This is a genomic window from Dictyobacter aurantiacus (assembly GCF_003967515.1).
Taxonomy (GTDB): Bacteria; Chloroflexota; Ktedonobacteria; order Ktedonobacterales; family Ktedonobacteraceae; genus Dictyobacter; species Dictyobacter aurantiacus.
Genome location: NZ_BIFQ01000001.1, coordinates 3841597 through 3865943, shown reverse-complemented (window position 1 = coordinate 3865943; position 24347 = coordinate 3841597). Strand labels below are relative to the sequence as shown.

20 protein-coding genes are annotated in these 24347 nt (G+C 53.9%); 10 read left to right on the top strand and 10 right to left on the bottom strand.

Annotated elements, in window-relative coordinates; genetic code table 11:
- Positions 1-155 precede the first annotated feature (155 nt).
- The 9 genes from KTT_RS15655 to KTT_RS15610 form a co-directional block, all read right to left on the bottom strand.
- Positions 156-1253, bottom strand: coding sequence for an isocitrate/isopropylmalate family dehydrogenase (locus KTT_RS15655; RefSeq protein ID WP_126596874.1), 1098 nt, complete (start codon positions 1251-1253; stop codon positions 156-158).
- A 123-nt stretch (positions 1254-1376) separates the two neighbouring features.
- Positions 1377-1871 (bottom strand): 3-isopropylmalate dehydratase small subunit, encoded by a 495-nt coding sequence (locus tag KTT_RS15650; RefSeq protein WP_126596873.1) that lies wholly within the window; start codon positions 1869-1871, stop codon positions 1377-1379.
- A gap of 197 nt (positions 1872-2068) precedes the next feature.
- Positions 2069-3337 (bottom strand): 3-isopropylmalate dehydratase large subunit, encoded by a 1269-nt coding sequence (locus KTT_RS15645; protein ID WP_126596872.1) that lies wholly within the window; start codon positions 3335-3337, stop codon positions 2069-2071.
- Positions 3325-4473: a LeuA family protein gene (locus KTT_RS15640; protein WP_126596871.1), complete on the bottom strand. Its 1149-nt coding sequence runs from the start codon at positions 4471-4473 to the stop codon at positions 3325-3327. Before KTT_RS15640 ends, KTT_RS15645 begins: the two co-directional genes overlap by 13 nt.
- Positions 4470-6767, bottom strand: coding sequence for a [LysW]-lysine hydrolase (locus KTT_RS36745; RefSeq protein ID WP_218030899.1), 2298 nt, complete (start codon positions 6765-6767; stop codon positions 4470-4472). The genes KTT_RS15640 and KTT_RS36745 overlap by 4 nt, the downstream gene beginning before the upstream one ends.
- A gap of 37 nt (positions 6768-6804) precedes the next feature.
- Positions 6805-7719 (bottom strand): [LysW]-aminoadipate kinase, encoded by a 915-nt coding sequence (locus KTT_RS15625; protein WP_126596870.1) that lies wholly within the window; start codon positions 7717-7719, stop codon positions 6805-6807.
- 73 nt (positions 7720-7792) lie between these two features.
- Positions 7793-8851 (bottom strand): N-acetyl-gamma-glutamyl-phosphate reductase, encoded by a 1059-nt coding sequence (gene argC / locus KTT_RS15620; RefSeq protein WP_126596869.1) that lies wholly within the window; start codon positions 8849-8851, stop codon positions 7793-7795.
- Complete coding sequence (gene lysX, locus KTT_RS15615) at positions 8848-9711, bottom strand: lysine biosynthesis protein LysX (RefSeq protein ID WP_126596868.1); 864 nt, start codon at positions 9709-9711, stop codon at positions 8848-8850. Before lysX ends, argC begins: the two co-directional genes overlap by 4 nt.
- Positions 9712-9715: 4 nt before the next feature.
- Positions 9716-9880, bottom strand: coding sequence for a lysine biosynthesis protein LysW (locus KTT_RS15610; protein WP_126596867.1), 165 nt, complete (start codon positions 9878-9880; stop codon positions 9716-9718).
- A 990-nt stretch (positions 9881-10870) separates the two neighbouring features.
- Here KTT_RS15610 and KTT_RS15605 point away from each other — a divergent pair.
- From KTT_RS15605 to KTT_RS15575, 7 genes are all read left to right on the top strand, one after another.
- Positions 10871-12556 carry a serine/threonine-protein kinase gene (locus tag KTT_RS15605; RefSeq protein WP_126596866.1) on the top strand — a complete coding sequence of 562 codons (1686 nt, stop codon included), beginning with the start codon at positions 10871-10873 and terminating at the stop codon, positions 12554-12556.
- Between the two features lie 182 nt (positions 12557-12738).
- A complete protein-coding gene (locus tag KTT_RS15600) occupies positions 12739-13713 on the top strand; it encodes an ATP-binding cassette domain-containing protein (protein ID WP_126596865.1) in 975 nt (324 codons plus the stop codon).
- Between the two features lie 5 nt (positions 13714-13718).
- A complete protein-coding gene (locus tag KTT_RS15595) occupies positions 13719-14519 on the top strand; it encodes an ABC transporter permease (RefSeq protein WP_126596864.1) in 801 nt (266 codons plus the stop codon).
- A 138-nt stretch (positions 14520-14657) separates the two neighbouring features.
- Positions 14658-15827 (top strand): DUF5010 domain-containing protein, encoded by a 1170-nt coding sequence (locus KTT_RS15590; protein ID WP_126596863.1) that lies wholly within the window; start codon positions 14658-14660, stop codon positions 15825-15827.
- Between the two features lie 996 nt (positions 15828-16823).
- Positions 16824-17183: a hypothetical protein gene (locus KTT_RS15585; protein ID WP_126596862.1), complete on the top strand. Its 360-nt coding sequence runs from the start codon at positions 16824-16826 to the stop codon at positions 17181-17183.
- Positions 17177-18547, top strand: coding sequence for a glycosyltransferase family 2 protein (locus KTT_RS15580; RefSeq protein ID WP_126596861.1), 1371 nt, complete (start codon positions 17177-17179; stop codon positions 18545-18547). The genes KTT_RS15585 and KTT_RS15580 overlap by 7 nt, the downstream gene beginning before the upstream one ends.
- Positions 18548-18633: 86 nt before the next feature.
- Positions 18634-19719: a glycosyl hydrolase family 18 protein gene (locus KTT_RS15575; RefSeq protein ID WP_126596860.1), complete on the top strand. Its 1086-nt coding sequence runs from the start codon at positions 18634-18636 to the stop codon at positions 19717-19719.
- A 137-nt stretch (positions 19720-19856) separates the two neighbouring features.
- Here KTT_RS15575 and KTT_RS15570 read toward each other — a convergent pair whose 3' ends face one another.
- Entirely contained in the window at positions 19857-20555 is a 699-nt protein-coding gene (locus KTT_RS15570; RefSeq protein ID WP_126596859.1) for a hypothetical protein, read from the bottom strand.
- A 476-nt stretch (positions 20556-21031) separates the two neighbouring features.
- Here KTT_RS15570 and KTT_RS36190 point away from each other — a divergent pair, with 476 nt between their 5' ends.
- The 3 genes from KTT_RS36190 to KTT_RS15560 are packed head-to-tail and all read left to right on the top strand — an operon-like array spanning position 21032 to position 24014.
- Positions 21032-21175: a hypothetical protein gene (locus tag KTT_RS36190; protein ID WP_160145904.1), complete on the top strand. Its 144-nt coding sequence runs from the start codon at positions 21032-21034 to the stop codon at positions 21173-21175.
- Positions 21176-21216: 41 nt separating this feature from the next.
- Positions 21217-22188 carry a hypothetical protein gene (locus tag KTT_RS15565; protein WP_126596858.1) on the top strand — a complete coding sequence of 324 codons (972 nt, stop codon included), beginning with the start codon at positions 21217-21219 and terminating at the stop codon, positions 22186-22188.
- An 8-nt stretch (positions 22189-22196) separates the two neighbouring features.
- Positions 22197-24014, top strand: a complete 1818-nt coding sequence (locus tag KTT_RS15560) for a CHAT domain-containing protein (RefSeq protein ID WP_160145903.1) — start codon at positions 22197-22199, stop codon at positions 24012-24014.
- The last annotated feature ends 333 nt before the right edge of the window (positions 24015-24347 follow it).

The window sequence follows — 24347 nt, the reverse complement described above, 5'->3', positions numbered from 1 at the left end:
CCTCACAACCAACAACATATACCAAACATAACCATTCCGCCTCTTACCGGCGGAATGGTTATACATTACGATCTCATTCATGGTCAGCATAAGGGGAGCAACGCTCCCTCACTGGCGCCCAATTTATCTTTCTTTATTCACGGGGGAATGGGCGTTTATGATCCATGCTCTGACAAGCGCGCCCGGATGGCCTGCACGAATTCACTCGTTCCTGCCTGTCCACCCTGGTCGACCGGGAGCAGGCTGCCTTCTCGATAGGTCTGTTCGATGGCGGACGTTAAAGCACTTGCCTGTTTATTATACCCCAGGTAATCAAGCATCAACGCGCCCGATAATAACATGGCGGTAGGATTGATGATGCCCTGGCCGGCCAGGTCGGGGGCGGACCCATGGACCGGCTCAAAGTAGGCGTAGTCCTCACCATAGCAGGCGCTGGGTGAGAGGCCAAGTCCCCCGATGGTACCACTGGAGACGTCGGCCAGAATATCTCCATGCTCGTTCCCCAGCACGACCACATCCAGCTGTTCCGGGGAAGCAACCAGGCGGCGCGCCATGTCATCGACCAGGAACTCCTGGTAGGTCAGGGAAGGATGCTGGCTGACCGCCTCTTTGACGATGGCGCGGAAGCGGCCATCGGTGCGCGGCTGGATCGAGTATTTGGCGCCCAGTGTGACACGTCCGGGATAGCCGGCGGCCTGCCGCTGCAAGGCGAGCTGACAGGCATGGTTAGCCACGCGCTGCATCTGCTCATCGGTGCTCACCTTGATCGAGTAGGCGCCCGCCTTCTCGACCGGCGGGGCCATCCACCAGCTACCGCTGCTGGGCAGGGCCGCCAGTTCGGCCACATCGCCCTCGCGTGGGGGATACATCCCCTCCAGGTTATCGCGCGCGATCACATAATCGATGCGCTCCGGATGCTGCATGGGGCTGCGATAGCCGGGGATCCAGCGCACGGAGCGCACATTGATATAGGTCTCCTTGTTCCAGCGCAGATACCACAGGATTGGACGGCTGGGTCCGCCGCTGGCGCCGAAGAGCGTGCAGTCCGCTGCGTCGATCGCCTCACGCGTCACATCCGGAAACGGTGTTCCATACCGCGCCTGGGCCTCGCGTCCACACGGCGCCTCCGTAAAACGGATCTCCGGCGCCAGCTCACGCAGAATCTCTACCGTCGGCCGCACCACCTCAGGGGCCGCATCATCCCCTGCAACCACGCACACCTGCGGCGGATTATGAAATTGTCGGTTGTGCATATTACCCTTCTCCCAAAACGCACAAATCCCGCGTTGGTGAAACGTGCGCCCCTTGCGGGCACAGGGCCGCTTCGCGGCAAGCGCCCGCAAGGGGCGCACCTACGGGGATTCGTCGTTTGCGTTTTAATATACCAATTGGCCGTTGTTGGCTTCGATGTAATTGATGATGCCACCAGCGGCCACGATGCGCGCGACAAATGGGTCGAGCGGCTCGGCCTGGAAGGTCTGGCCGGTGGTGAGGTTACGGATCTCACCAGTCTCAAGATTAACGTCGAGCTCCTGCCCGGCTTCGCTGTTGAGCACAGCGTCCTCACAGACCAGGACCGGCAGGCCGATGTTGACGGCGTTGCGGTAGAAGATGCGCGCGAAGCTACGCGCGATCACGACTTTGACCTGGTTGGCCAGGATGGCGGTCGGCGCGTGCTCACGGGAGGAGCCACAACCGAAGTTGTGGCCTCCCATCAAGATGTCGCCGGGCTGCACGCCCTGTGAAAATTCGGGATAGGCCTCGTAGAGGCAGTATTTCGCCAGCTGTGCATGATCGGTCGTCACGTTATAGCGGCCAGGAATGATCAGGTCGGTATTGATGTTGTCACCGACTTTCCAGATGCGTCCCATTCTCTTTTTCTCCTTCTATCGATCGTGTTAAACTCTTCAGGTTAGTACTTTGTCAAACCTTGTCTGATGGGTTGTTCGCCCGCTACGCGGGCGAGAGGGGGGAGGAATCGCCGGGGGCACAGCCCCCGATCCCCCAGTCAAGGGGCTGGCCGCCCCTTGCATCCCCGCTCACCCATCCGTTGAAAGTTGACAGAGTACTAGGCGGGATTTTCCGCCAGTAAGACGCTGCGTGGATCGGTGATATGGCCGGTCAGCGCGGTGGCGGCGATGGTCGCGGGACTGCCCAGGTAGATTTCGGCGGTGGGATCACCCATGCGACCGGTAAAGTTGCGATTCATCGTGGTCAGCGCGCGCTCTCCGGGAGCCAGCACGCCGAAGTGGCGTCCGATGCAGGGTCCACAGCCGGGCGTGCCAACGGAGGCGCCGGCCTGAGCGAAGATTTCCAGATAACCACGGCGCATGGCCTCCAGATAGATCTCACGCGAGGCGGGGATGACAACCATGCGCAGGCTCGGGCTGATCGTGCGGCCGCGCAGAATGTTGGCAGCGATCTCCAGATCGTCCAGGCGACCATTGGTGCAGGTACCCAGGAAGACCTGATCGATCTGGACGTCCTGCACCTCTGCGGCCGGATGCACGATGTTGACGTCAGGGGGACAGGCCACCAGCGGCTGCATGTTGGTGACATCGATCTCGATCACCCGCTCGTAGTGCGGATTCTGGGCACGCAGCAGCGGATACTCTTTATCGGTGCGACCGCGTAGCCATTCCTGCGTGGTGGCATCGGCCGCGATCAGTCCCGCTTTACCACCCATCTCGATGGCCATGTTGGAGAAGGTCATACGTTCGCTCATCGAGAAGTTCTCGATCACCTCGCCGGTATATTCGATAGCGCGATAGTTGGCGCCATCCACACCCAGACGACGCACGATCTCAAGCGAGATATCTTTGGCGAACACTCCTGGAGGCAGGGTGCCGGTAATGTTGACATTGATGGTCTCCGGCACGCGGAACCAGCTGCGGCCGGTGGCGTAGGCCACGCCGATATCGGTCGAACCCATACCAGTGCCAAAGGCGCCAAAGGCTCCATAAGTGCAGGAGTGGCTATCAGCGCCCACGATGATGCTGCCCGGCAGCACAAAGCCCTTCTCGGGCATCACCTGGTGACAGATGCCTTCCTGCAAAATCGGGATCTCCTGCTCCTGGGCGAACGAGCGTACCTCGCGATGCAGGGTGGCCGCCGCGATGGTCGCGGCCGGGATGATATGGTCAAAAACGATATGCGAACGCTTCTGATCAAACACACGACCGTTATTCTGTTTGGCCAGCTTGCGGAAAGCTTTGATGGCCAGGGGAGTCGTCGTATCATGGCTCATCACATGATCGACATCCACCACCACAGTCTCCCCCGCATGAACGGGGCGTCCCAATTTATAACTAAAAATCTCTTCAGCTAGCGTTCCCATACCAGGCTTCCTTTCTCTTCATACCAGGCAAGAATAAATGTATTGACCTCTTCATCGCTGAGCGAGCCGCTCTCCGCACGCTCTTTCAGCGCCTGCGTGAGTCGCGCGAGCTCTTCAGGAGTCAGTTGCAGTCCCAATGAGACGGCTCTATGCCCTACGGCATAGCGTCCGGTGAAGCGCGATCCAATATCGACATGGCGCGCGACACCAAAGTCGGTAGGATTGAGGATCTCATACGCATGTGGATTGCGCAGGACCGCTTTAGTATGCACCCCGGCGCGATGCGTAAAGGCGCTGGGGGCGGTAATCGGCATATTATAGGGAATATTGATATTCAGACAGTCCGCTACATACTGGTCCAGCTCCACCAGCTGGGTCAGATCGTAGGTAGCGAGCAGATCAGGATAATGGATATAGAGTTGTGAGATGATGCCGCTCAGAGAGGCGATGCCGTTGCGCTCGCCGATGCCCATGACGGTGACGTCCAGGCAGTCCGCCCCGGCCTCAAAGGCCGAGATGGTGTTGGCGATGGCGCAGCCAGTATCGTTATGCCCATGAAACTCGATGCCGACATTGGGATAGCGACTGGCGATCAGGCTCACCAGACGGTCAACCTGACGTGGGGTCGCTATACCAACTGTATCTGGCAGGCCGATGCGTTCGACACCAGCATCGACTACAGCATCAAAGACCGTCAGCAGATCGACCAGGTCGCTGCGAAAGGCATCTTCGGCCGAGAAGCGCACGTAGCGGCCGGCCTCACGAATGCGGCGGATCAACGGGACCGCCTCGGTGGCGATCTGCTCGATCCTTCTGCCATGGCTATATGAGCGCAGTTCCTGAGAGGTACCGAAGAACAGGTTCAGGCCATAGACATCGGTATCCAGCGCAGCCTGCACATCGGCCTCGACACAGCGCACATGGGCCACCACGTGCGAGCGCAGGTTGAGCGCGCAGATGGCCTGGATAGCCTCGCGCGTCTCAGGCGAAGCGATGGGCGAGGGTACCTCAATGAACGTCACCCCGAGCCGATCGAGCAGGCGCGCAATCATCACACGCTGCTCCAGGTTGAAGTAGGTTTTGATGAATTGCTCCCCCTCGCGCAGGGTGCTATCCAGAATAGCCAGAGATCTCATAATGCTATTTCCCTTTGCGATGCAGTTTCGTGCAGAACATGTTCCAGCACATCAATTGCGTGGGTATATTCATCCACCCGGATGTGCTCATTGGGCGTATGATCGAGGCGTGAGTCGCCAGGTCCATAGGCGACGATGTTCTGCCCCCAGACCGGGCCCACAACATTCATATCTGACGTTCCCGTTTTGTTTTTAAAGGTTGGCTGCCCGCCGGTGGCGCGGATGGCGGCCATGAAGGCTCGGGCCAGGGGAATGGCGCGGTTCGTCTGAAAGGCGACCTCTTCACCTGAGAAGATCAGGTGAATGTCGTCGGTGTAGGCCCAGCGCTGCAGTTGCTCGCGTAAGGCGGCAATGTCAAAGTTGGGCGGCAGACGATAGCCGATGGTGAAGCTGGTACGCTCCTCCAGGCCGTCGTGCTCGCTGTTGATGCGGCGCAGCGACGGCAGCAAGGCGGCGAAGGTTGACGCCCCCGCGTGCTCCTGGTTCCATTCATCGGCATGGCGACGCACGCGCTCCCAGAAAGCGGTGGCCACTTCATTGCTACTCTGCAAAGGTCCAGCACTGTGACTTGATTGGTGCGAGACGCAGCCATCGATGAGCAGACGTCCTTTGTATCCGATGGTGACGGCCTGACTGCTGCTTGGCTCGCCAATGATACAGGCCGATGGCTGATAGCGGTTGACGACTCCACGCGCACCACGCGAGGTCGCCGCTTCTTCTTCAACCGCCCCGACGACGACGATAGGACGGGCAGGCGCACCGCCGGACGCCACGCGGGCGGCGGCACAGATAAAGGCGGCCAGCGGTCCCTTGGCATCGACGGCCCCGCGACCAAAGAGCAGACCATTCTCGATGCGTACCGGAATATTGCCCGGCACCGTATCCATATGCCCCAACAAAACGACCGGCTGCTGGCCATCTAGTTCCGCGTGGGTGCTAGCCACGAAGTTGCCTACCTCATCGATGTAGGCGTGCAGTCCCATCTGCCGCGCCTGCTCAACCAGGTAGCGGGCCAGCGCCCCTTCCTGTCGTGAGAGGCTGGGGATGGTCAACATGCGCTGTAAAAGGTCAACCTCGCGGTTCTGCACAGGGACAACCTCGGGTAGCGGGACTGAACTGGTAGATCCGGTCAGTATCTCGCTGATGATGTCGATGGCCTGGTCTAGCTGCTCCTGGCTGATCACCAGCGGCGGCAGCAGGCGCAGGACATTGGGACCAGCCGGCAAGGCCAGTACACCACGCTCACAGAGTGCTTCCAGATACGGCTGGACGCGCTTGCTCAGTTCGATCCCGATGAGCAGGCCGCGACCACGCACCTCACGAATAAGGGGAGATTGAATGGAGCGCAGGCGCTCACGCGCGTGCTCGCCCAGTTCTACGGCACGGGTCGCCAGATTTTCTCTTTCGAGCACATCAAGCGTCGCCAGGGCGGCGGCGCAGGCGAGAGGATTGCCGCCAAAGGTGCTGCCGTGTGCGCCACGGGTGACGCGGCCGCTCTCCATCACGCGCTGTCCCAGGCAGACAGCTCCCATAGGAACGCCTCCGGCCAGGGATTTAGCCAGGCAGAGGATGTCTGGCTCTACGCCATATTGCTCACAGGCGAACAGGGTACCAGTACGTCCAAAGCCCGTCTGGATCTCATCGATAATCAACAGGGCGCCGCGCTCACGACAGAGGGCGGCCAATCCCTGTACATAGGCCTCCTGGGCAACGTGTACGCCGCCTTCAGCCTGCACCAGCTCAATGATGACGGCCGCGGTATTGTCGGTGATGGCCGCCTCGGCGGCGCTCAGATCGTTGTAGCGGATATGTGAAACATCCGGGACCAGCGGCGCGAAGGGCTCGCGGTAGTGCTTCTCCCAGGTGGCGGAGAGCGCGCCCATGCTGCGACCGTGGAAGCCGCGCAGCGTGGCGACGATACCGGTGCGGCCCGTAGCCAGGCGGGCGAACTTGAAGGCTCCCTCAACCGCCTCGGTGCCACTGTTGCAGAGGAAGAAATGCTCTAACCCGGCCGGCGTGATCTGCGCCAGGCGCTCTAACAGGCGCGCACGCACATCATTATAGACAACTTCGGGACAGGTGATCAGTCGCTGCGCCTGGGCCGCCAGGGCCGCCGCGATCTCGCTGCGCCCATGTCCGATATTCGCCACACCATGTCCGGCCATGCAATCAATATAGCTGCGTCCCTCAGCGTCCCATAATGTGGCACCCTGACCGCGCACGATGGCGACAGGTCGCTTCCCATAGACACCGCTCGTATATGTGTTTTCCAGTTCAATTAGATTTGTGCCCATCTGGGACCTCCTTCCTCTCTTTTTCCTTTACCTCTATTTAGCTCAGCGACACCATCTCGCGCATCGCTGTGTGGATTGTATCTGTCTGGCGCACTGCTTCCGTCGTGCGTGGATCAGAAGCAGTGCGCTGCTCTTCCTCTTCTTCTGATTCTGCGGTGGTGATCGTGGTACCGGCGCCATTAATGACGGCACGCAGCGAGGCGCTGCCGATGCAAACGCGGGAGACCCCACCCTGCAACGCCTCCTGGGCGCCCAGTAATTTCTTGCGCATGCGCCCTCTGGCGTACTGCATGTAGGTATCCAGTTGCGCGGCTGGAATGGTCTCGATCAGGGTCGAGGCATCCTGTGGATCTTGCAGCAAACCGGGAACGTTGGTCATGATCGCCAGCGTATCGGCATGCAGGGCGGCAGCCACGGCGGCGGCGGCCCGATCACCATCCACGTTCAGGCGCTCTCCCTGGTGGCTCAGGGCCAGCGGCGCGATCACGGGTGTGTAGCCGGCGGACAACAGCTGCTCCACCAGCGCGCTGTTCACCTGTTCGATCTGACCGGTGTAGTCGTCGCGCAAGATCTGTACGCGGCCCTCGGGGGTTACCGAGCGCACGACCGCTTTGCGCCGGGCCACCAGCAGACGGCCATCTACGCCAGCCATGCCGAAGGCATTCACGCCCGCCTGCTGCAACTGCGCCACCAGCTCTGTATTGATCTGACCAGCCACGGCCATGGCGAAGATCTGCAGGGTCTCGCTATCGGTATAGCGGCTGGTCATGCCGCTAGGAGAAGTGATCATGCGCATTGGATGCCCCAGCCGCTCCGACAGCGTATTGGTCAGGTCAGAACCACCGTGCAGGAGAACCACGCGCTCCCCTTCAGCAACCAGGCGGGCGATTTCTTGCACAATAGCTGTGGTGGCGACGCCCGCGCCCCCGCCAATTTTTACGACCAGTGTCATCGCATGCTCCATTTCTCTTCTCGTTATGTCCATCTCTTCAAGGGTATAAGAAAGCCAGTTCTTCAGCGGTGGTCTACACCGGATGCAGGCCGGGGAAGGTCAGCCCCAGCGTCTCGTCCCACCCCATCATGCAGTTCAGGGCCTGCACGCCGTTGCCGGCGGCGCCCTTCATCAAATTGTCCAGGGCGGCGATAACGACGACGCGCTGCTGCTCAACATCCAGCTCAAAACCCACGTCACAGTAGTTGCTGCCAGCCAGGATCTTGGGTTCCGGATAGCGGTAGACACCGTTGCGCTCTTTGACCAGGCGCATGAATGGTTCGCGCTGATAGGCTTCGCGATAGACGCGCCAGATGGCCCGCTCGTCCAGGCGCTCGTTCAGGAACACATGCGCGGTCACCAGGATACCGCGTACCAACTCGATGGCGGTGGCTGAGAAGGCGACCGTCTGTCGCAGCTCGCCACCCGACTGTCCCAGTTCCTGAATCAGCTCGGCGGTGTGGCGATGTCCCGTTGGCTCAAAGGAGCGTACCGCCCCGCTGCGATCCGGATGGTGACTGGCAGGTCCCGCCTTGGCGCCGGCCGCCGAAGAGCCAACCTTGGCCTCCACCACCAATGGGATGGATTGATTGACAATGCCCGCGCGATACAGCGGTGCCAGGCCGAGGATCGACGTGGTAGCCATACATCCGGTACCGCTGACCAGCGTGGCCTCCGTCAGCTCGGAACGGTGCAGTTCGGGCAGACCGTAGACCGCCTCGGATAGCAGCGAGGGAGCTTTATGCTCGTGTCCATACCAGCGCTGATACAGCTCGGGCGAGCGCAGGCGGAAATCGCCAGACAGATCGATGACGCGCGGGGCGATCGCCCGGTAGCGCGCAATCTCGCCCGAAGAGACGCCATGCGGCAGGCAGAGAAACAGTACGTCGCAAGACGTCAGGTCGTCGGGATGACAGAAACGCAGTGTGCTAATCTTGCGCAGATTCGGGTGGGCGCTGTGGACGAAGTGCCCCGCCTGGCTGCCCGAGGCCACCTGCGTGATCTCCACCTGCGGATGGAAGAGGAGCAGGCGGATCAGTTCGCCGCCGGTATAGCCGGATCCGCCCACGATGGCGACGCGTACTCGGCTCATAACGCCACCCCTTCCCGCACATTGCTCAATACGTACTCGATCATCTCCTGCGGAATATTCACGCCCGTGGGAGCGATGCTATTGCGAAACTCCATGGTGCCGTTGATCTCGTTGACCAGCAGGCCCCGCTCGGGATCCTCAAAGACGTCCACCGCCAGGATGCCGCCGCCAACGGCCCGCGCGGCACGGGTACACAGGCTATCCAATTCGGGAGTCACGGGACAGTTGTCGGTTACAGCTCCGCGAGCGGTATTTGTCACCCAGTGGGCGCTGGTGCGATAAATGGCACAGATCGTGCGGTCACCGATGACAAAGGCTCGGATGTCGCGGTTCGGCTTATCTACATGCTGCTGAATATAATGGATATGGTGTTGATACGACCCCAGGGTCTCCTGGTGCTCCAGTACAGCTTCGGCGGCGTCGCGATCATTGACGCGCGCCAGCAGGCGTCCCCAGGAACCGGTGACCGGTTTTAAGACGGCCGGATAACCGACGGACTCGATCCCCTCCAGAGCACGCTCGGCATCGAAGGCCAGCAGCGTGCGCGGCACGGGCAGTCCGGCGCGGATCAGCGCCAGGGTCGTCAACAGTTTGTCGTTGCAGAGAGCGGTCACGGCCGCCGAGTTAAACACCGGGATCCCCCAGTGCTCCAGCACGTGTAAGACAGCCAGGCCACGGGACTGACTCACGCTGCGGCAGAGCACGGCATCATATCTGTGCCAGCGCTCCTGCGGCTGCGCCAGATCGAATAGCAGTTCACCATCATCAATCAGGTCAAATTCGATCGAGCGCTGTCGCAACGCTTCCACCAACAATTTCTCTTCCACGCGAACTCGCGATGTCAGGATAGCCAGGCGCATAGGGTTACTCTCCCCAATCTTCCTCGACCTCTGGGGCCAGGGCTACTTCAGGTTGCTCTACGTTGATCACTTCCAGTTCCGCGTTACAGTCAGGGCAAAAGGTGATCTCGCCAACCATCAGACCCTGTACTTCTACGTTCGCTTCGCATTCTGGACATTGTGCCGCCATCTTCTTTTCTCCTCTTTTGTTGCTTATTGCTATATTTAACGCTAAATTTTTGTTACAAAAAAAGCCCTTCATCCCCCTTGTAAGGACGAAGAGCATCGAACTCTCGTGGTACCACCCTCATTCACCCATACCTTACGATATGGGCCTCGGCGTGCAGAACACCTGGTGTGTTCTGTAGCGAACCCGTTAACGAGGGTCAGGTCGACAGAGTTCTACTTTCGCACGTGCGATTTCTTCTCCGTAGCTTTCAGGTCTTATTCACGGGCTGGTCATACGAACATTCCACCAACAGTTCGCTCTCTGGATGTCCCAGGGGTCCGCTACTTGTCCCTACACCGCTTATCAATCTTTACTTTTTCTATGTGCGTATCGATAAAGGACCAACAAAAAAGCCCTTCATCCTACTACTCAGGACGAAGAGCGTTATACTCTCGTGTTGCCACCTGCATTCGCCAATACCTCACGATATTGACCTCAGCAAGTATGTATGATACATACTCAGGCCCGATTACGGTGGCCACCGGCGCAGTTCTACTTTCGCGTACAAGCGATTTCTTCTCGCAGCTTCAGGGTCTTATTCGCGATTGGTTAGCGTGTAGACTTCTCACCAGCTATCTACTCTCTGTCCGTAACGGATAATCGCTACTTGTCCTGTCAAAGCTTTTTCGCTATGCGGTTGTGTGTTTTCCTTGTTCAAATTTATAACACGCTCATTTCGGATTGTCAATGGCTACATAGCCAAATTTTTGCTCGGGACAACAAACCGGAAATATCTACAACAAACATACTATGCCTATGGACAAAATCACCATCGTGACAAATTCAGCCATAAAATACGCTCCCATTACATAAAATTGCCCGGCATAGAAATATAAATATAATTCCTTTTTTATTGACAAGTGTTTTGATGAATTTATATACTACATTCGTTCTTTTCAAGGAAGAAAAGACCTCAGCAAGAAATGGAATTTTTAGACATAGGGATTAAGTATGGAACAACTTGCAACCATCGGCAATTATCGCCTGCTCGAACCCATCTCTAGCGGAACATACGGACGTGTCTATCGGGCGGAGCACCTGGTATTAAGCAATCGTGTGGTTGCCATAAAAATCTTACATGGAGCATTCCTGCAAACGCAGTCCGATAGAGAGGGGTTTTTCCGTGAAGCCAAGCTGCTTGAAATGCTGCAGCATCCGTTCATCCTGCGAGTGATTGATGTGGGCCTGCATGAGTTTACCCCTTATCTGGTGACGGAACTGGCTACGGGCGGATCGTTGCGCCAGCTCTTGCGCAACACGGCGACCCAACCACTGTCGTTCGAACAGATCAAACAGATCCTGCATCAGATCGCCACAGCGCTCCAGTTCGCCCATCAGCATAACATCATCCATCGCGATCTCAAACCAGAAAACATTCTGTTCAATGAGAAGAACGATATCTTGATCGCCGACTTTGGGATGTCACAGACGCTGCAATCGCAGAGTATCAAAAACGGGAGCGTAGCTGGCACCCCCGCGTATATGGCGCCCGAGCAGTTCCGGGGCATGATCAGCAAGGAAAGTGATCAATACGCCCTGGGGTGTATCGCCTACGAACTACTGACGGGCAAGACCCCTTTTCCCAACGCCGATATCTATACAATGGCCTTCAATCATCTCTCTGAACAGCCGCCAGCGCTCCATCAGATCAATCCCCAGATTCCCGAACACATTTCGCAGGCGGTCATGAAGGCGATCGCCAGGGAACGTACAGCCAGACATCCCGATATGTTGAGCTTTGTGCATGCCATCGACAAATCGGCGCGGGAATGGCTACAGGAGGGCAATCAACTCTTCAGCGCCCAGCAATATGAAAAGGCGGCCATCTGCTATCAGCAGGCGCTGCGCCTGACACCGGATAACGCGCGCATCTATCACAGCCGGGGCATCGCCCTGGCTAATCTCCAACGCTATGAGGAGGCGCTGGAAGCATATGAACAAGCGATCAAGATCGAGCCTGATTTCGCGCTAGCCCACAACAATAAAGGGACCGTCCTGCGGCAGCTCAGGCGCTATCCGGAAGCGCTGCGGGCGTATAAACAGGCCACCATCATCGATCCGCAGTACGCGCTGGCCTATTATAATACCGGCCTGGTACTGGAGATTCTCCAGCATCACGAGGAGGCGCTGGCCGCCTATCGGCAGGCCACACGCATGCACGCCATCCGTCTTGGCTCCCACTATGCGCTGGTCTATCGCAAAACCGGCATCATGTCCCTCAAACTGGCGCGCTATGAAGAGGCACTCAGCGCTTATGAGCAGGCCATGCGTATCGATCCCGATAGCTCCAGACCCCATATCGGACGCGGGGTGGCGTTGCTCTATCTGCGGCGCGCCGAAGAGGCTCTGACATCGTTTGAGCAGGCGCTCAACATCGACTGCGATACCACCCTCGCCCTCATCGGCAAGATCATCGCGCTGCAAATGCTGCAGCAACACATGGAAGCCCGAGAGATCTTCAAGCAGGCGATCTCCAGTGAAGACCATTATGCCCTCATGTACACCATCAAAGATGACGCGGCCGACAACCTGACCCGCCTCAAAAAAACGTTCGCGGCCTATGAGCATACCATTGATTTTGAGCTCAATCACTATGGATCACCCAAACGCATCGCACCCCTGGCTCATCAAGCCTGAGCCCTACTACCACCTCTATATCTCTCCCCTTGCCCGTGCCAGTCTATATAAAAGCTACTCTAACTCATGGACGGGGTACACGTATACTATTACAATAGGAAAACTTATATAGATAGATATCGCGAAAAAATAATATGTTTTTCAGATACATTATCAAAGTTAGCCAGAACAACGAGGGATGAATGATACAGAAGCAAGATGCGTCCAGTAGTGCTCTATCACCTCCAGTGGCGCCAATCATCAAAGTCGAACGGCTGGTGAAGCGCTACAAGAAAGCCGAGACGAATGCCGTTAACGAAATCTCGTTCAGTGTACGTCCCGGCTCGCTTTTCTCCTTGCTGGGACCCAACGGGGCGGGCAAGACGACGACAATCTCAATCCTGACCACGACCCTACAGCCAACGTCGGGCTCGGTCATGATCGCTGACTATGACATATCCCGGCAGGCCAGTGCGGTGCGCAAGAATATCGGCATCATCTTTCAAAAGCCCAGCCTTGACCTCAACCTGACGGCCGAGGAGAATGTCCGCTTCCACGCCACCCTCTACGGACTCTATCCTTTCCGGCCATCCTATAAAACGATGCCGAAGGGTTATCAGCAACGCATCGATGAACTGGCAAACGTGTTGGAGATTCGTGAGGATCTTTTTAAGCCGGTCAAGAAATTTTCGGGCGGCATGATGCGCAAGCTGGAGATTCTGCGCAGCCTGCTCCACAATCCGCGCGTCCTGTTTCTGGATGAGCCCACAACAGGACTGGATCCGTCGAGCCGGAGGAGCCTGTGGGAGTATCTGAGCAAGGTGCGCCTTGAGCAGCAAACGACGATCTTTCTGACCACCCACTATCTGGAAGAGGCCGAGAAGGCGGATGATATCTGCATCATTAATAAAGGCAACATCGTAGCGCATGGCACGCCCGCGCAGGTCAAGGCCGAGTTAGTCGAAGAATATGTGCTGCTCGATGCCGATGACCGTGCCAGTCTTCTGGCGGAGCTGCGGCGCCTGGATCTCTCAGTGGGTGAACAGGTTCCCTTTAAAGTTTCGCTGGCCCATGATAGGCTGCACTCCGTCCTCAAAGCTATCGAGACCCCACTCACGCTTATTGAAACCCATCTGCCTTCGCTGGAGGATGCATATATGGAGATTATAGGAAAATAATAACAATGGTAAATATGGTAGAGATTAACCACGGCATCAACGCGGTCCTGACGATTGCCTACCGCGACCTGCTGCGTTTCTTTCGCGACCCGGCGCGCCTGCTGGGCACACTTATCTTTCCTATCCTCTTTGTGGGGGTACTGGGCGCGGGCTTCCAGAATGGCTACGGCAATAGTATCGGCTATGACGTGCTGCAGTTCATTTTTACCGGTGTGCTGGCCCAGACGGTCTTTCTCTCGACCAGTTCCGGCATCGTCTCTTTGATCGAGGACCGCGAAAATAACTTTAGCCAGGAGATCTTTATCTCGCCCATCTCACGCTATACCATCGTATTTGGCAAGATCTTCGGTGAATCACTGGTAGCGATGGTGCAGGCTGTGGTGGTGCTGATCTTCGGGCTAGTTATCGGCCTGCCCCTGACCCCCTTCATGTTCCTGGCCTTACTGCTGATCTCGTTGGTCATCTGCCTCTTTGGAGGCTCATTTGGCCTGATTATGCTCTCGCTCTTTGGCAGCCAGCGCGCCGCTAATCAGATTATGCCCTTTTTAATCTTCCCCCAGTTTTTCCTGGCCGGCATCTTTAGCCCCATCAACCACCTGCCATGGTACATGGATATCCTATCCAGAATAGCACCCCTGCGCTATGCCGCCGACCTGATGCGTAGCGTCTACTTTCTGGGCTCGCCAGCATACGGAAAGATCGTCTTGATCAACCCGATCTTGAATTTCATCATCGTGGCACTCCTTTTTACGCTCTTTCTTATCTTTGGTACCATCGTTTTTGTGCGCAGTGAACGCAACAAATGAGGCGGATCTCATAGAGAACAACACAGAACACTGCATTCACGTAGTAATAGGCAGAACTTCTTATTTTGCAAGCGCATCCGAAAAAAAACGTGGTTTTTTCCGGATGCACTAACTCTAGTAGGGTAGCAGGATTTATATATGCGTGTAGAGAGAAGATATTTTCACATCGTTGGTACGTGGCTATGCCTGCTATTCTGTCTGACTGCCTGCCAGCTGACGCCCGCTACGACCGTGACCCGGCAGCCGACAAGGGTGCCAGCTCCGCCGACACCGCGAAGCACCGACAGTTCTGGACCGCTGCATTTTCCACCGCTGCCAACACCGACCGGCTCCGCCGCCACACCCTTACCCGGAGCTACGTCAACGCAACCAGCCAGCAAACCGGCGATCCCGCCCATGACCAACGATCATGGCCGTCCCGTGCTGGCATTTTACTATACCTGGTATAATCAGCAGTCATGGACCCGCACTCAGATGTCTGACCTGCCAGCCAGCGAGTACAACTCGGGAGACGATACCACCATCGATCGTCAGCTCGATGAGGCGGCTGGCGCAGGCATTACCGGCTTTATCAGCTCGTGGTGGGGAGCGGGCGACAAGACCGATGTGAACTTCGGCAAGCTACTCGCCAGGGCCGCCAACCTGGAGGCACAGGACCACTATCACTTCGCCTCCAGCCTCTACATTGAGAGCGACGCGCCCAACCTGAACAGTCCGGAGAAGATGGTCAGCGCCCTGAACTACGTCAATAGCCACTATAGCGCAAACCCATACTTCTTTCACTGGCAGGGAAAACCCGTGCTCTTCTTCTGGGATCCACTGGGCAACGGGCGCACCCTGGCCCAGTGGACCACCATCCGCCAGCAGGTTGATCCCCATCACCAGATGATCTGGTCAGCCGAAGGCGTCAATACCGATCTATTAAGCGTCTTCGACGGCATCCATCTCTTCAGCGCCGGCTACTGGGGATTGCAGAACAATAGCATGCCGCAGGTAGATCAGGGCTTTCGCGACAAGATCAACGCCTACAACAAGGCGCACAACACCCAGAAAATCTGGGCGGCCGGCGTCATGCCCGGCTATGACGATACCCGCGTTCCCGGCCGCAAGAATACCTTCGTCGTGCCACGCAATAACGGCGCCGCCTACACCACCAGCTGGAACGCCGCCATCGGCAGCGCCCCCGATTGGATAACGATTACAAGTTTTAATGAATGGTATGAAGGTGCGATGATCGAGCCCAGCGTCACCTACGGCAACCAGTACCTCGATCTCACACGCCAGTTCACACAAAGATGGCATGGCTAACGCACACGTACCTTCCAATCGGTCAGGGTTTATCCCTTGCCATTCTTGCAGGCGAGGATCCTCAGAGAATAGTTACTACAGCAATGATCCACTGCAACATAACCTGGAGGTACTATTTTCGATACAATATACTAGTATCCCGTAACCACAATGGACCGGCTTCCAACTGATCCTATATGAGACAACCTCTTCCTGGACGGAGCTCAGAACACGCACATACTCATCGGGGTCCAGAGAGAAAACTCTCATATGGGCGATCTTATGATTTGAGAATTGCCTATCACTAAGATCTGAATCAGGTCGGTTTCAAGGGATAAAGTAATGAATACTGCTAATTATAGAGAGAGCTCTAATCAACAGAGGTTCGGAAGGATATACCCTTCTAAGGGAGGATCACAATTTAAAGCACCTCTGAAAACTCAGACGGGCACATTGCAAGAACAACAATCTTCCGATACATCCGAAAGAACGTTCCCCAGCAGGGGATCACAATTTAAAGCACCTCTGACCACTAAAACTGGCGCACTGAGGCAGCCAAACCAACAATATTTAGCAATGGAAGCATCTTTTTTTGATGGTGCCTCACTATATCGGGTGACCAGTGCATCACAACCCGCTGTATATCAGACGGAAAAGAGGAAAGAGCAAAGTAGATATTCTTCTCCGTCTGAGATACATCGCTCCAACATCGAGTTACAGGATACGCGTCCGATAAGGCCTCTTCCCAGTTCCCAGGCTATCCCTTCTGTCAGTACAGGTGAAACTTATGCTACTGGCAATCCAATCACGCAAAAACGTAGCATTTTCACTATGCCTTCACATACTATTTCAACTGACGCATATCCTGGCGTATCAGCCCCCCTTCCTTCTCGAACAACACAGGCACCGAGCACATCACAATTCTTGAGAGAGCCAGATCAATCCTGGCAGCGTACGCTTCCACGGACGGAACCGCTGACGAGCGCAGAGGCACCACGTAAAACAAAGGCACATGTCATGATGAAAATAATCATCATGGTAGGGACTGGAGTGCTTGTAGGGGGATTAGCTTCTTTCTGGCTCCTGCGCTTTCCTACCTATCTTGTCGTAACCTGGGCGATCCTCATCATCGTGTTATCGAACCTGCTCAGCCGGGAAGTACGCGATTACTATCACCAGCTAAAGTCAAAGATACAGCCTCTAGAGGCGGAACATCACTCTACTGCCGCTCCATCGCACGATGAAGATACAGGAGGACACCCTATACTTAAAGATATCAGTGACACGACCGGATATCTTAAGGCGCTCTGCTTTGTCTTCAAACCTGGTTCGCCAGCCCAGAGCCTTCCTCAGGAACAGGAGTATAGGGTATGGTAATCAGGGCACGCATGGCACTGCTGGCCAAACTGGTCGTCTATAGCCTTCTTTATGCAGCAACGCTCTCAATCTTCACCGCGATAGCGCTCCTCCAGCCACGGCCGGTGGAGTCGCCGCTGGTGGATATCACTCGTGACATCATTATTTCTTTTGCCGGCGTACTCCTGACCAAATACACAATCTATATGTTCCTGAGCCCCTGGTACGAGATTCGCCAGATGCGCACGCGTCAACATCAATCCCTTAGTAGACCGTACAATCCACTTGTCTCAGTGATTATTCCAGCCTGGAACGAGGAGATTGGATTGCTGGGCACAGTGAAAACGCTGCTTGAAAGTACATATCGGAACCTGGAAATCGTCGTTGTCAACGACGGCTCCACCGATGGTTCCGATGCTCTTATGCGTACATTTGCGTACAAATATGAACGGCAAACCTTAGGCAGAAGAGACATGCCCCGCCTGGTGTATTATTACCAGGCCAATGGAGGTAAGGGACGCGCTCTCAACACCGGAATTAGCCTTTCACATGGGCAGATCATTGTTTCTATCGATGCTGACTGCCTGGTGCATCGTGATGCGATAGCTAATTTCGTCACCTGCTTCCGCGATCCGAAGGTCATGGCTGCAGTAGGGAACGTCAAAATTGGCAACACAAGAACCCTGGTTGGAGCGATTCAACAACTTGAATACCTCTTCTCCTTCTACTTCAAGAAGGCCGACTCCATCATGAATACGATCTATATCATCGGGGGGGCCGCAGGTGCTTTCCGCCGTGAAGTGTTCGAGCGACTGGGGGGCTATAGCGTTCATAACATTACCGAAGATATCGAGTTGTCTGTGCGCATCCAGAAAGCGGGCTGGAAAATTGTCTATGCTCCAGGCGCGGTCATCTATACTGAAGGTGCGAGCACCATCCGGGGGTTGATAAAACAACGCCTCCGCTGGAAACGCGGTAGATTTGAAACCTTCCGGGACCATCGTTCATTATTTTTCAGTTGCAAACCCGAGCATAATAAACTGCTCACCTGGGTGATATTGCCACTCGCCTTATTTGGGGAGCTCCAATTGGGCTTTGAGCCGTTCTTCATCCTGGTCCTCTTCCTCTTTTCGCTTGTGGCCCGAGACTTTTCCGCCTTTCTCAGTGGAGTGCTGGTAGTCTCGGTGATGTTTTTCATTCAACTCTTTGACGACAGGCACACACGCAAGCTGTCCTATTTGTTACTGAGCCCGATCGGTTGGCTTCTTTTTTATGTGACAACATTCGTCGAGTTTTGTGCTCTGCTGCAAGCTGTGTGGGGCATGATACGTAAGCGTGAGCTCAGATGGCAGAAATGGCAACGCGTAGGAGTCATAGATAAGTGAAGCAGACCGGCTATGGGTTGCAATATTAGAGAAAATGAGAGTACATTGGAACATATATCTTACAATCTAGCCGAAAGAGGATTAGCGTGAAAAAATTAATATTTGTTACTCTCTGCATTCTTATTATTGCCATACCCACAGTAGTGATTGTGCTCCATTATGCACAAGCACAGAATAGTCCACAACACGCTGCCTCTTTGCCCTCAAAGCCTACGCAACCAGCGAATGCGTGGAAAGCACACGTTATGGCCTGGATCTATCCCGGCCCTCCCGCATGCAATGCCGCCAATGAATATAAGGATGGCAGGATCATAGACACCTTGAAGCCACAATACTATACCCTTAATCAGTCAGGGGTGCTCATCCAGCTTGACGCGGCAGACAAAGGCTGTAATGCATACTCGCAGGAAAACGCGGCAGACATAAAACAGCACTCTGCTCACCAGTATGTGACTGTCGCGGGCGATGCTACCAGCATGGGTGCTCTGGTTACGGATCAGGATAAAATGCTTCGGGCTGTAAACACATTAAAAACCTTTGTGGATACCGTAAAATTTACGGGCGTCGAAATTGATTTTGAAGAATTTTCTCAATGGACACCACAGCAATATCACGGATACAAATCCTTCCTGACACAACTAGGAGAAGCGCTCCATCAAGGTGGATTTAAACTGATGGTTGATGGACCACCGATGATTGCTGATGATACATCGCAATACCAGTGGCGGTATGAGGACTTTAATACGCTTCCTATCGATTACATTGTTGTCATGGAATATGATTGGCAATATGACTTTGGTGTTGGGACTCCAATCGCGCCATTGGCACGAGAAGAAGATACAACCAGGGGGATCATAGCGAAGATAAGCGATATCAATAAGATCGTTGTGGGTATTCCTGCTTATGGGTATCATGGGCAAAAGGGAAGCACTAAAATTACTATCGACACCAATGCACAATCTCAGATGTATCCCGGGTACGCAACCGCAAAACGAGATAATTCGTCCGCGGAAATGATGTTCACCAACGCCGGTGTCTTCTATGACTATGCTGATACGCAAACATTAAATACCAGGCGTAGCCTGATCGAAAGCCTTGGGATCAGAAATATTTCAGTATGGCATCTTGGAGGGAACCAATGGTTTTCAGGAAAAAGCGAACCTCGTTCTTAGCTTGAACCACTTTAAAAGATGCTGTAAAAAGAAGCCGTTACCCCTTATGAATCAGGAGTAACGGCTTCTTACGTTCTCAAGATCTCAAGTTCTCAAAGAGGACAGCTTGAGAGAGGTATGCTGATCGTTGACCGCACCTATTTGCTCGCCTGTGGTCGTGGGTCGCCACCGGTAAAGGGCATCGCCGGATATCCACCTCTGGGAGCGACCGCTCCTGCGACCACGCCGCCTGCGGCAAAGACATGACCACTGCTACGGTTGTTGTTGTGGTGATGATGATGGTGATCATTGTGGTGGTGATCATTATGGTCGTTGTCGCAGTTTTCGTCACTATTAATCACAACCACCGAGCTCCCCTGATCAAGCACGATCTTTGTATTATCGTCAACGTTAATGACCTTGCTCTCGTCGTTGTTATCAATGCCGTCAAAATTGGCGGAACTCTGTGGATCCTGGGCGCCATTTATCGGCTGTCCCTGATTGCTAGGGACCTGCGGACCGTTCCCCACATCGACCGTCTGGTTCACCTCATCATATGACATAGGCGTGGATGTAGCTACCACTGTGGCTGCGGCTGTGGCTGCAACTGTCGCTACGGCCGTTGCTGCTGTCGTTGTTGTAGTTACTGTCGTAGGGATGTCCTTACGCCCATACATCAGTAAACGCTGAACGGAATGAACAGTACTATTCACATCCCTGCTGGAGATCGACGCGGCCCGTGCGGTATGCAGGATAGATGACATACTCACCAGCAGCAGAATAAAGAATACTGACACCCGCATAGCGGAAGTTGTATGTGACAGAAATTTCCTCGCATGTTCTTTTTGATGCATCATCAAATTCCCTTTCACCTTTGTCTCTATTTTTCAAAAAAAGCAACTTTCGCGTTAAAAGCTATAGCTTACGATTTCAGGTCTTTACATAGCTTTCTCACGCATGGTTCATTGATTGACTAAAGATTCATCACCAAACGGAAGATCCAACACATAACGGCACAGTACATTGACCTGCGTCCTGGCTATCATGTTGCTTTTAACTTATTATGTAGAGGGCTTAGAACATACTAAGTTAAATATTGTTTTGTCATAACTATACCTGTGCCGTTGTAGAACATGATCGGCATAGCTAATCATGTTCTACAACGGCACAGGAAAGAGGTATGCCCTCAAAGCTTGCTTCTTAAAATGGATTATTGTAATATACTTTTATAGAAATAAACCATATGAATAGAGGATATATTATTTTATTCAGACATACAGGTGCCAAATGACAAACAAGCAATATTACACAAAAAGAAGGATTGTTGCGCAATGTGGGCGATTATTTAGAGGAAAATAGGCGTGTCTATGCCTACTATCCTTCAACAATCTGGGTAGGTGTACTGGAAGCAGGCATTGCAGGTATTGTTTCAGCGAAGAAAATAATATGGGTCAATGGTGTTGAATTTGATAGATAGCAACTATACAAAGACAAAGACTTTTATGAGGAGAATAGTGTATGGATGCATCAACCTGGTTCACGACTCCTGTAATCGGCGACATGGCACCAACACAAGCAATCATCAAACTCCGTGAAATCGGAGAGTTTGAACTCGCAGAGAAGCTTGAAAGGGCCGAATTGAACCCTGTGAGAAGCGGCGAATCCGGAAAATGGTGGTGGCCATTCTCAAAGCAGCATCCCTGGGCATCAACATCTCATGCCTTTGGGTATATCCACCCCATTCCAAAGAATGACCCACAACCTATCCTCGCTCTTGAATCGGTTGATCCAGATCACTCTTTACAGCATGCTCGCATCAAAATCACGCTCAATCAGTTACGGGCAGCACACTATCCCGGGCGTGGCATTCACCATATTCTTCTTCATACGAATGCTCAAAATCAGATTGCTGATCGAATTGAACCACTGCATTTTAGTGCGACTTATCGTGTTCAAGAGGGAGAACGTGTCGGTATTCACGGCTATCCAATCTTCATCGGGCTCAATGTTGGCCCTGAAGGCATCGTCCTCAAATGCCGCACAATCAATGTTCTCAACGAACGAGATGAAGCGCTTTTGCGCTTTATGGAATCTGACACCTTCAAAGCTGGATTACAGATACTCACAACAGCCCAACCAGCCCTTGCTCTGTGTTCAGAGACCTTGCTTGGCCTGGCAAGAGCGATAGAGAGTCGGAACCGGAATGTTGCTGTACAGGATATCGAACTGGGACTTGGTTTCCGCCCTTTCCCTATGAGTGGTTGTCTGGCAGAGGGCATCTATCTTGCCGTGCAGATTCCGGAAAACTCACAGGTTGCCTGGGAATGGGACGAATGGATTTACCTACCTGCAAAGGGGAAAATAGTAAAACGAACTGACCACAATCAACTCATCCCCTACAATTACCTCGCCTTTGGTATTAGCCGTTATGAAGCAGAGAGACAGGGAACTTCTTCAAGGTCGCACATAGTTGTGCATGGAGGCATCTGATGGTGTATGTGAATATTGATATTAAAGTCCAACAGGATGTCGAGGAATCACATTCTTATCTGGTGGCAGCCACAACAAGAGGTCGAAGGGGGATAACAGAACAGGGAAGGTTCTCTCTCTCTCCAGAGGTCTGGCGCGATGTAGAGCCAAGCCTTCGAGCTGTCAAGGCCCGAGACTCAGAAGCGCAGGAGCACGCGCAGAAGGTACGTGACTTTGGAAAATATTTGTTCAACTGCCTGATCACTGGAAATATCCGGCACCTCTACGAGAGCAAAAAACAAGAAGCACTAAGGCAAGCCAAGGTTCTGCGCTTACAGCTGATCCTTGAACCACTAGAGCTTGTTAGCCTTCCCTGGGAGCTCTTATTTGATGAACATCACGCAGAATACCTCTGCCTGACACAGCAACCCAGAACCATCCTTACACGGAGCATCAAGGAAGGCTGGAGCAGTGGACATTCGCGCTCACAGGTCCGCTCTTCTTTACGTATCGTTGGCATAGTGGCAGCTCCGAGGGATCGTCCAGTTGTAGGAGAGAGAGAAAAAAAAACGATTGAGCAGGCGCTTCAGCCATTGATCGATCGCAATCAGGTCATACTGACATGGAAACCTGGAAAATATACCGAGTTACCTGACCTCAGATATAGTGATCGCATTGATATTTTCCACTTTATTGGGCATGGCGGTTTCGACGAAAATAGCCGACAGGGATATCTTGAGTTTGAGGATGATAAGCATCTCTCCAGGGCCATCTCCGCCGAGAAATTCCGTTTGTCTTTATATCCTGGAACGCAACTTATTGTTCTCAATGCCTGTGAAACCGCGCGGGGCGATTACTCGAATATCGCACATAGCCTGGCGAGTCAGGGAATTCCGGCAGTGGTCGCCATGCAATTTAAAATTCTCGATTCTGCATCCCATCGGTTTGCGAAAATGTTCTATACGCTCCTGGCAAAAGGATTAACGATAGATGAGGCCATTGCCGAAGCACGCTATGATATCCACAACGCATCTGATGATTCGGATAGTCTGGATTGGGCTGCGCCTCTTCTCTATGTCAATTCATCTAATATTCTTTCCTTTAGATTGATCGAAGATACCCCTCTACCAGCCGTCGATTCGACCATGAACAGGGAAACCATTGAATTGATCAATCAAGATACCCCTCTACCAGCCGTCGACTCGACCATAAACAGGGAGGCAATAAGCATACCAGACGCAGACGTTCCAGCATCTTTACAGCCGAGCGAGAACGTAGATCTTCCTCCTCTACCACAGCCGCACAAAAAGCGCCAGTTCGCCAGAGCAGCTCAACAATGGAAGGGATTACCGCTGTGGGGAAAAATCGGAGCTGTTGCTCTCTCTCTCATCCTCATAGCGAGCGCAATCGCGGGAATGAATTTTAAGAAGATCGGGGGGTTAGATGTAACCTCGTATTGTATCCACCTGAGCTATGAAGAAGCAGTAGAAGTAACAGGGAAATGGTATTGTACCGGTGCCTCCCTCACGATAGATATGGCGCAAGCTTGCGACTGGCAATATCATGAGAACAATCTCACAGCCGATTCCCAGGACCCCAACAATCCTATCAGTGCGCTCTGTTATGATCCTCAAAAACATCTCATGGGGGGAATACGCGATATGAAGGGATATTGCGTATCCATGGGCTATGACACATTCAACGAGGGGAAGACGATCAATGATTGGGAATGTATACACCAGCAAGAAATAGATATGACACAAGCTTGTAGCTGGCAATATTCTAGAATTTATGTACAGGCGCGTAAAGATAACAACGACTGGGAATGTTATAGTTTCTTTGGGTAAACGGCCCTCAGGGGGTATGGTAATCGCTTACAGGGGAGGTTGGACGAAACAAAGCTTTTTTGCCAAATCGTTGAAGGGGCCTGGCTACGAACTTGACATCTGATGTATTGGATGATACCATTTATCCCGGACACGAAAAATCATACATTAAGGTTTTTTTGATGAAAAGGGCTTTACCACTCGCAGTTTATAGTGCCGCATGAGCGACCACGCCTGGGCTGATGCGGCAGGATCAGGCGCTTATGACGCTTGCTCACCCTCCGTTTGTGTGAGCACTCGTAAGCATGCCCTTTGCATCCTCTTCGTCCTTTTCCTTCTCGAACGGGTCATCAC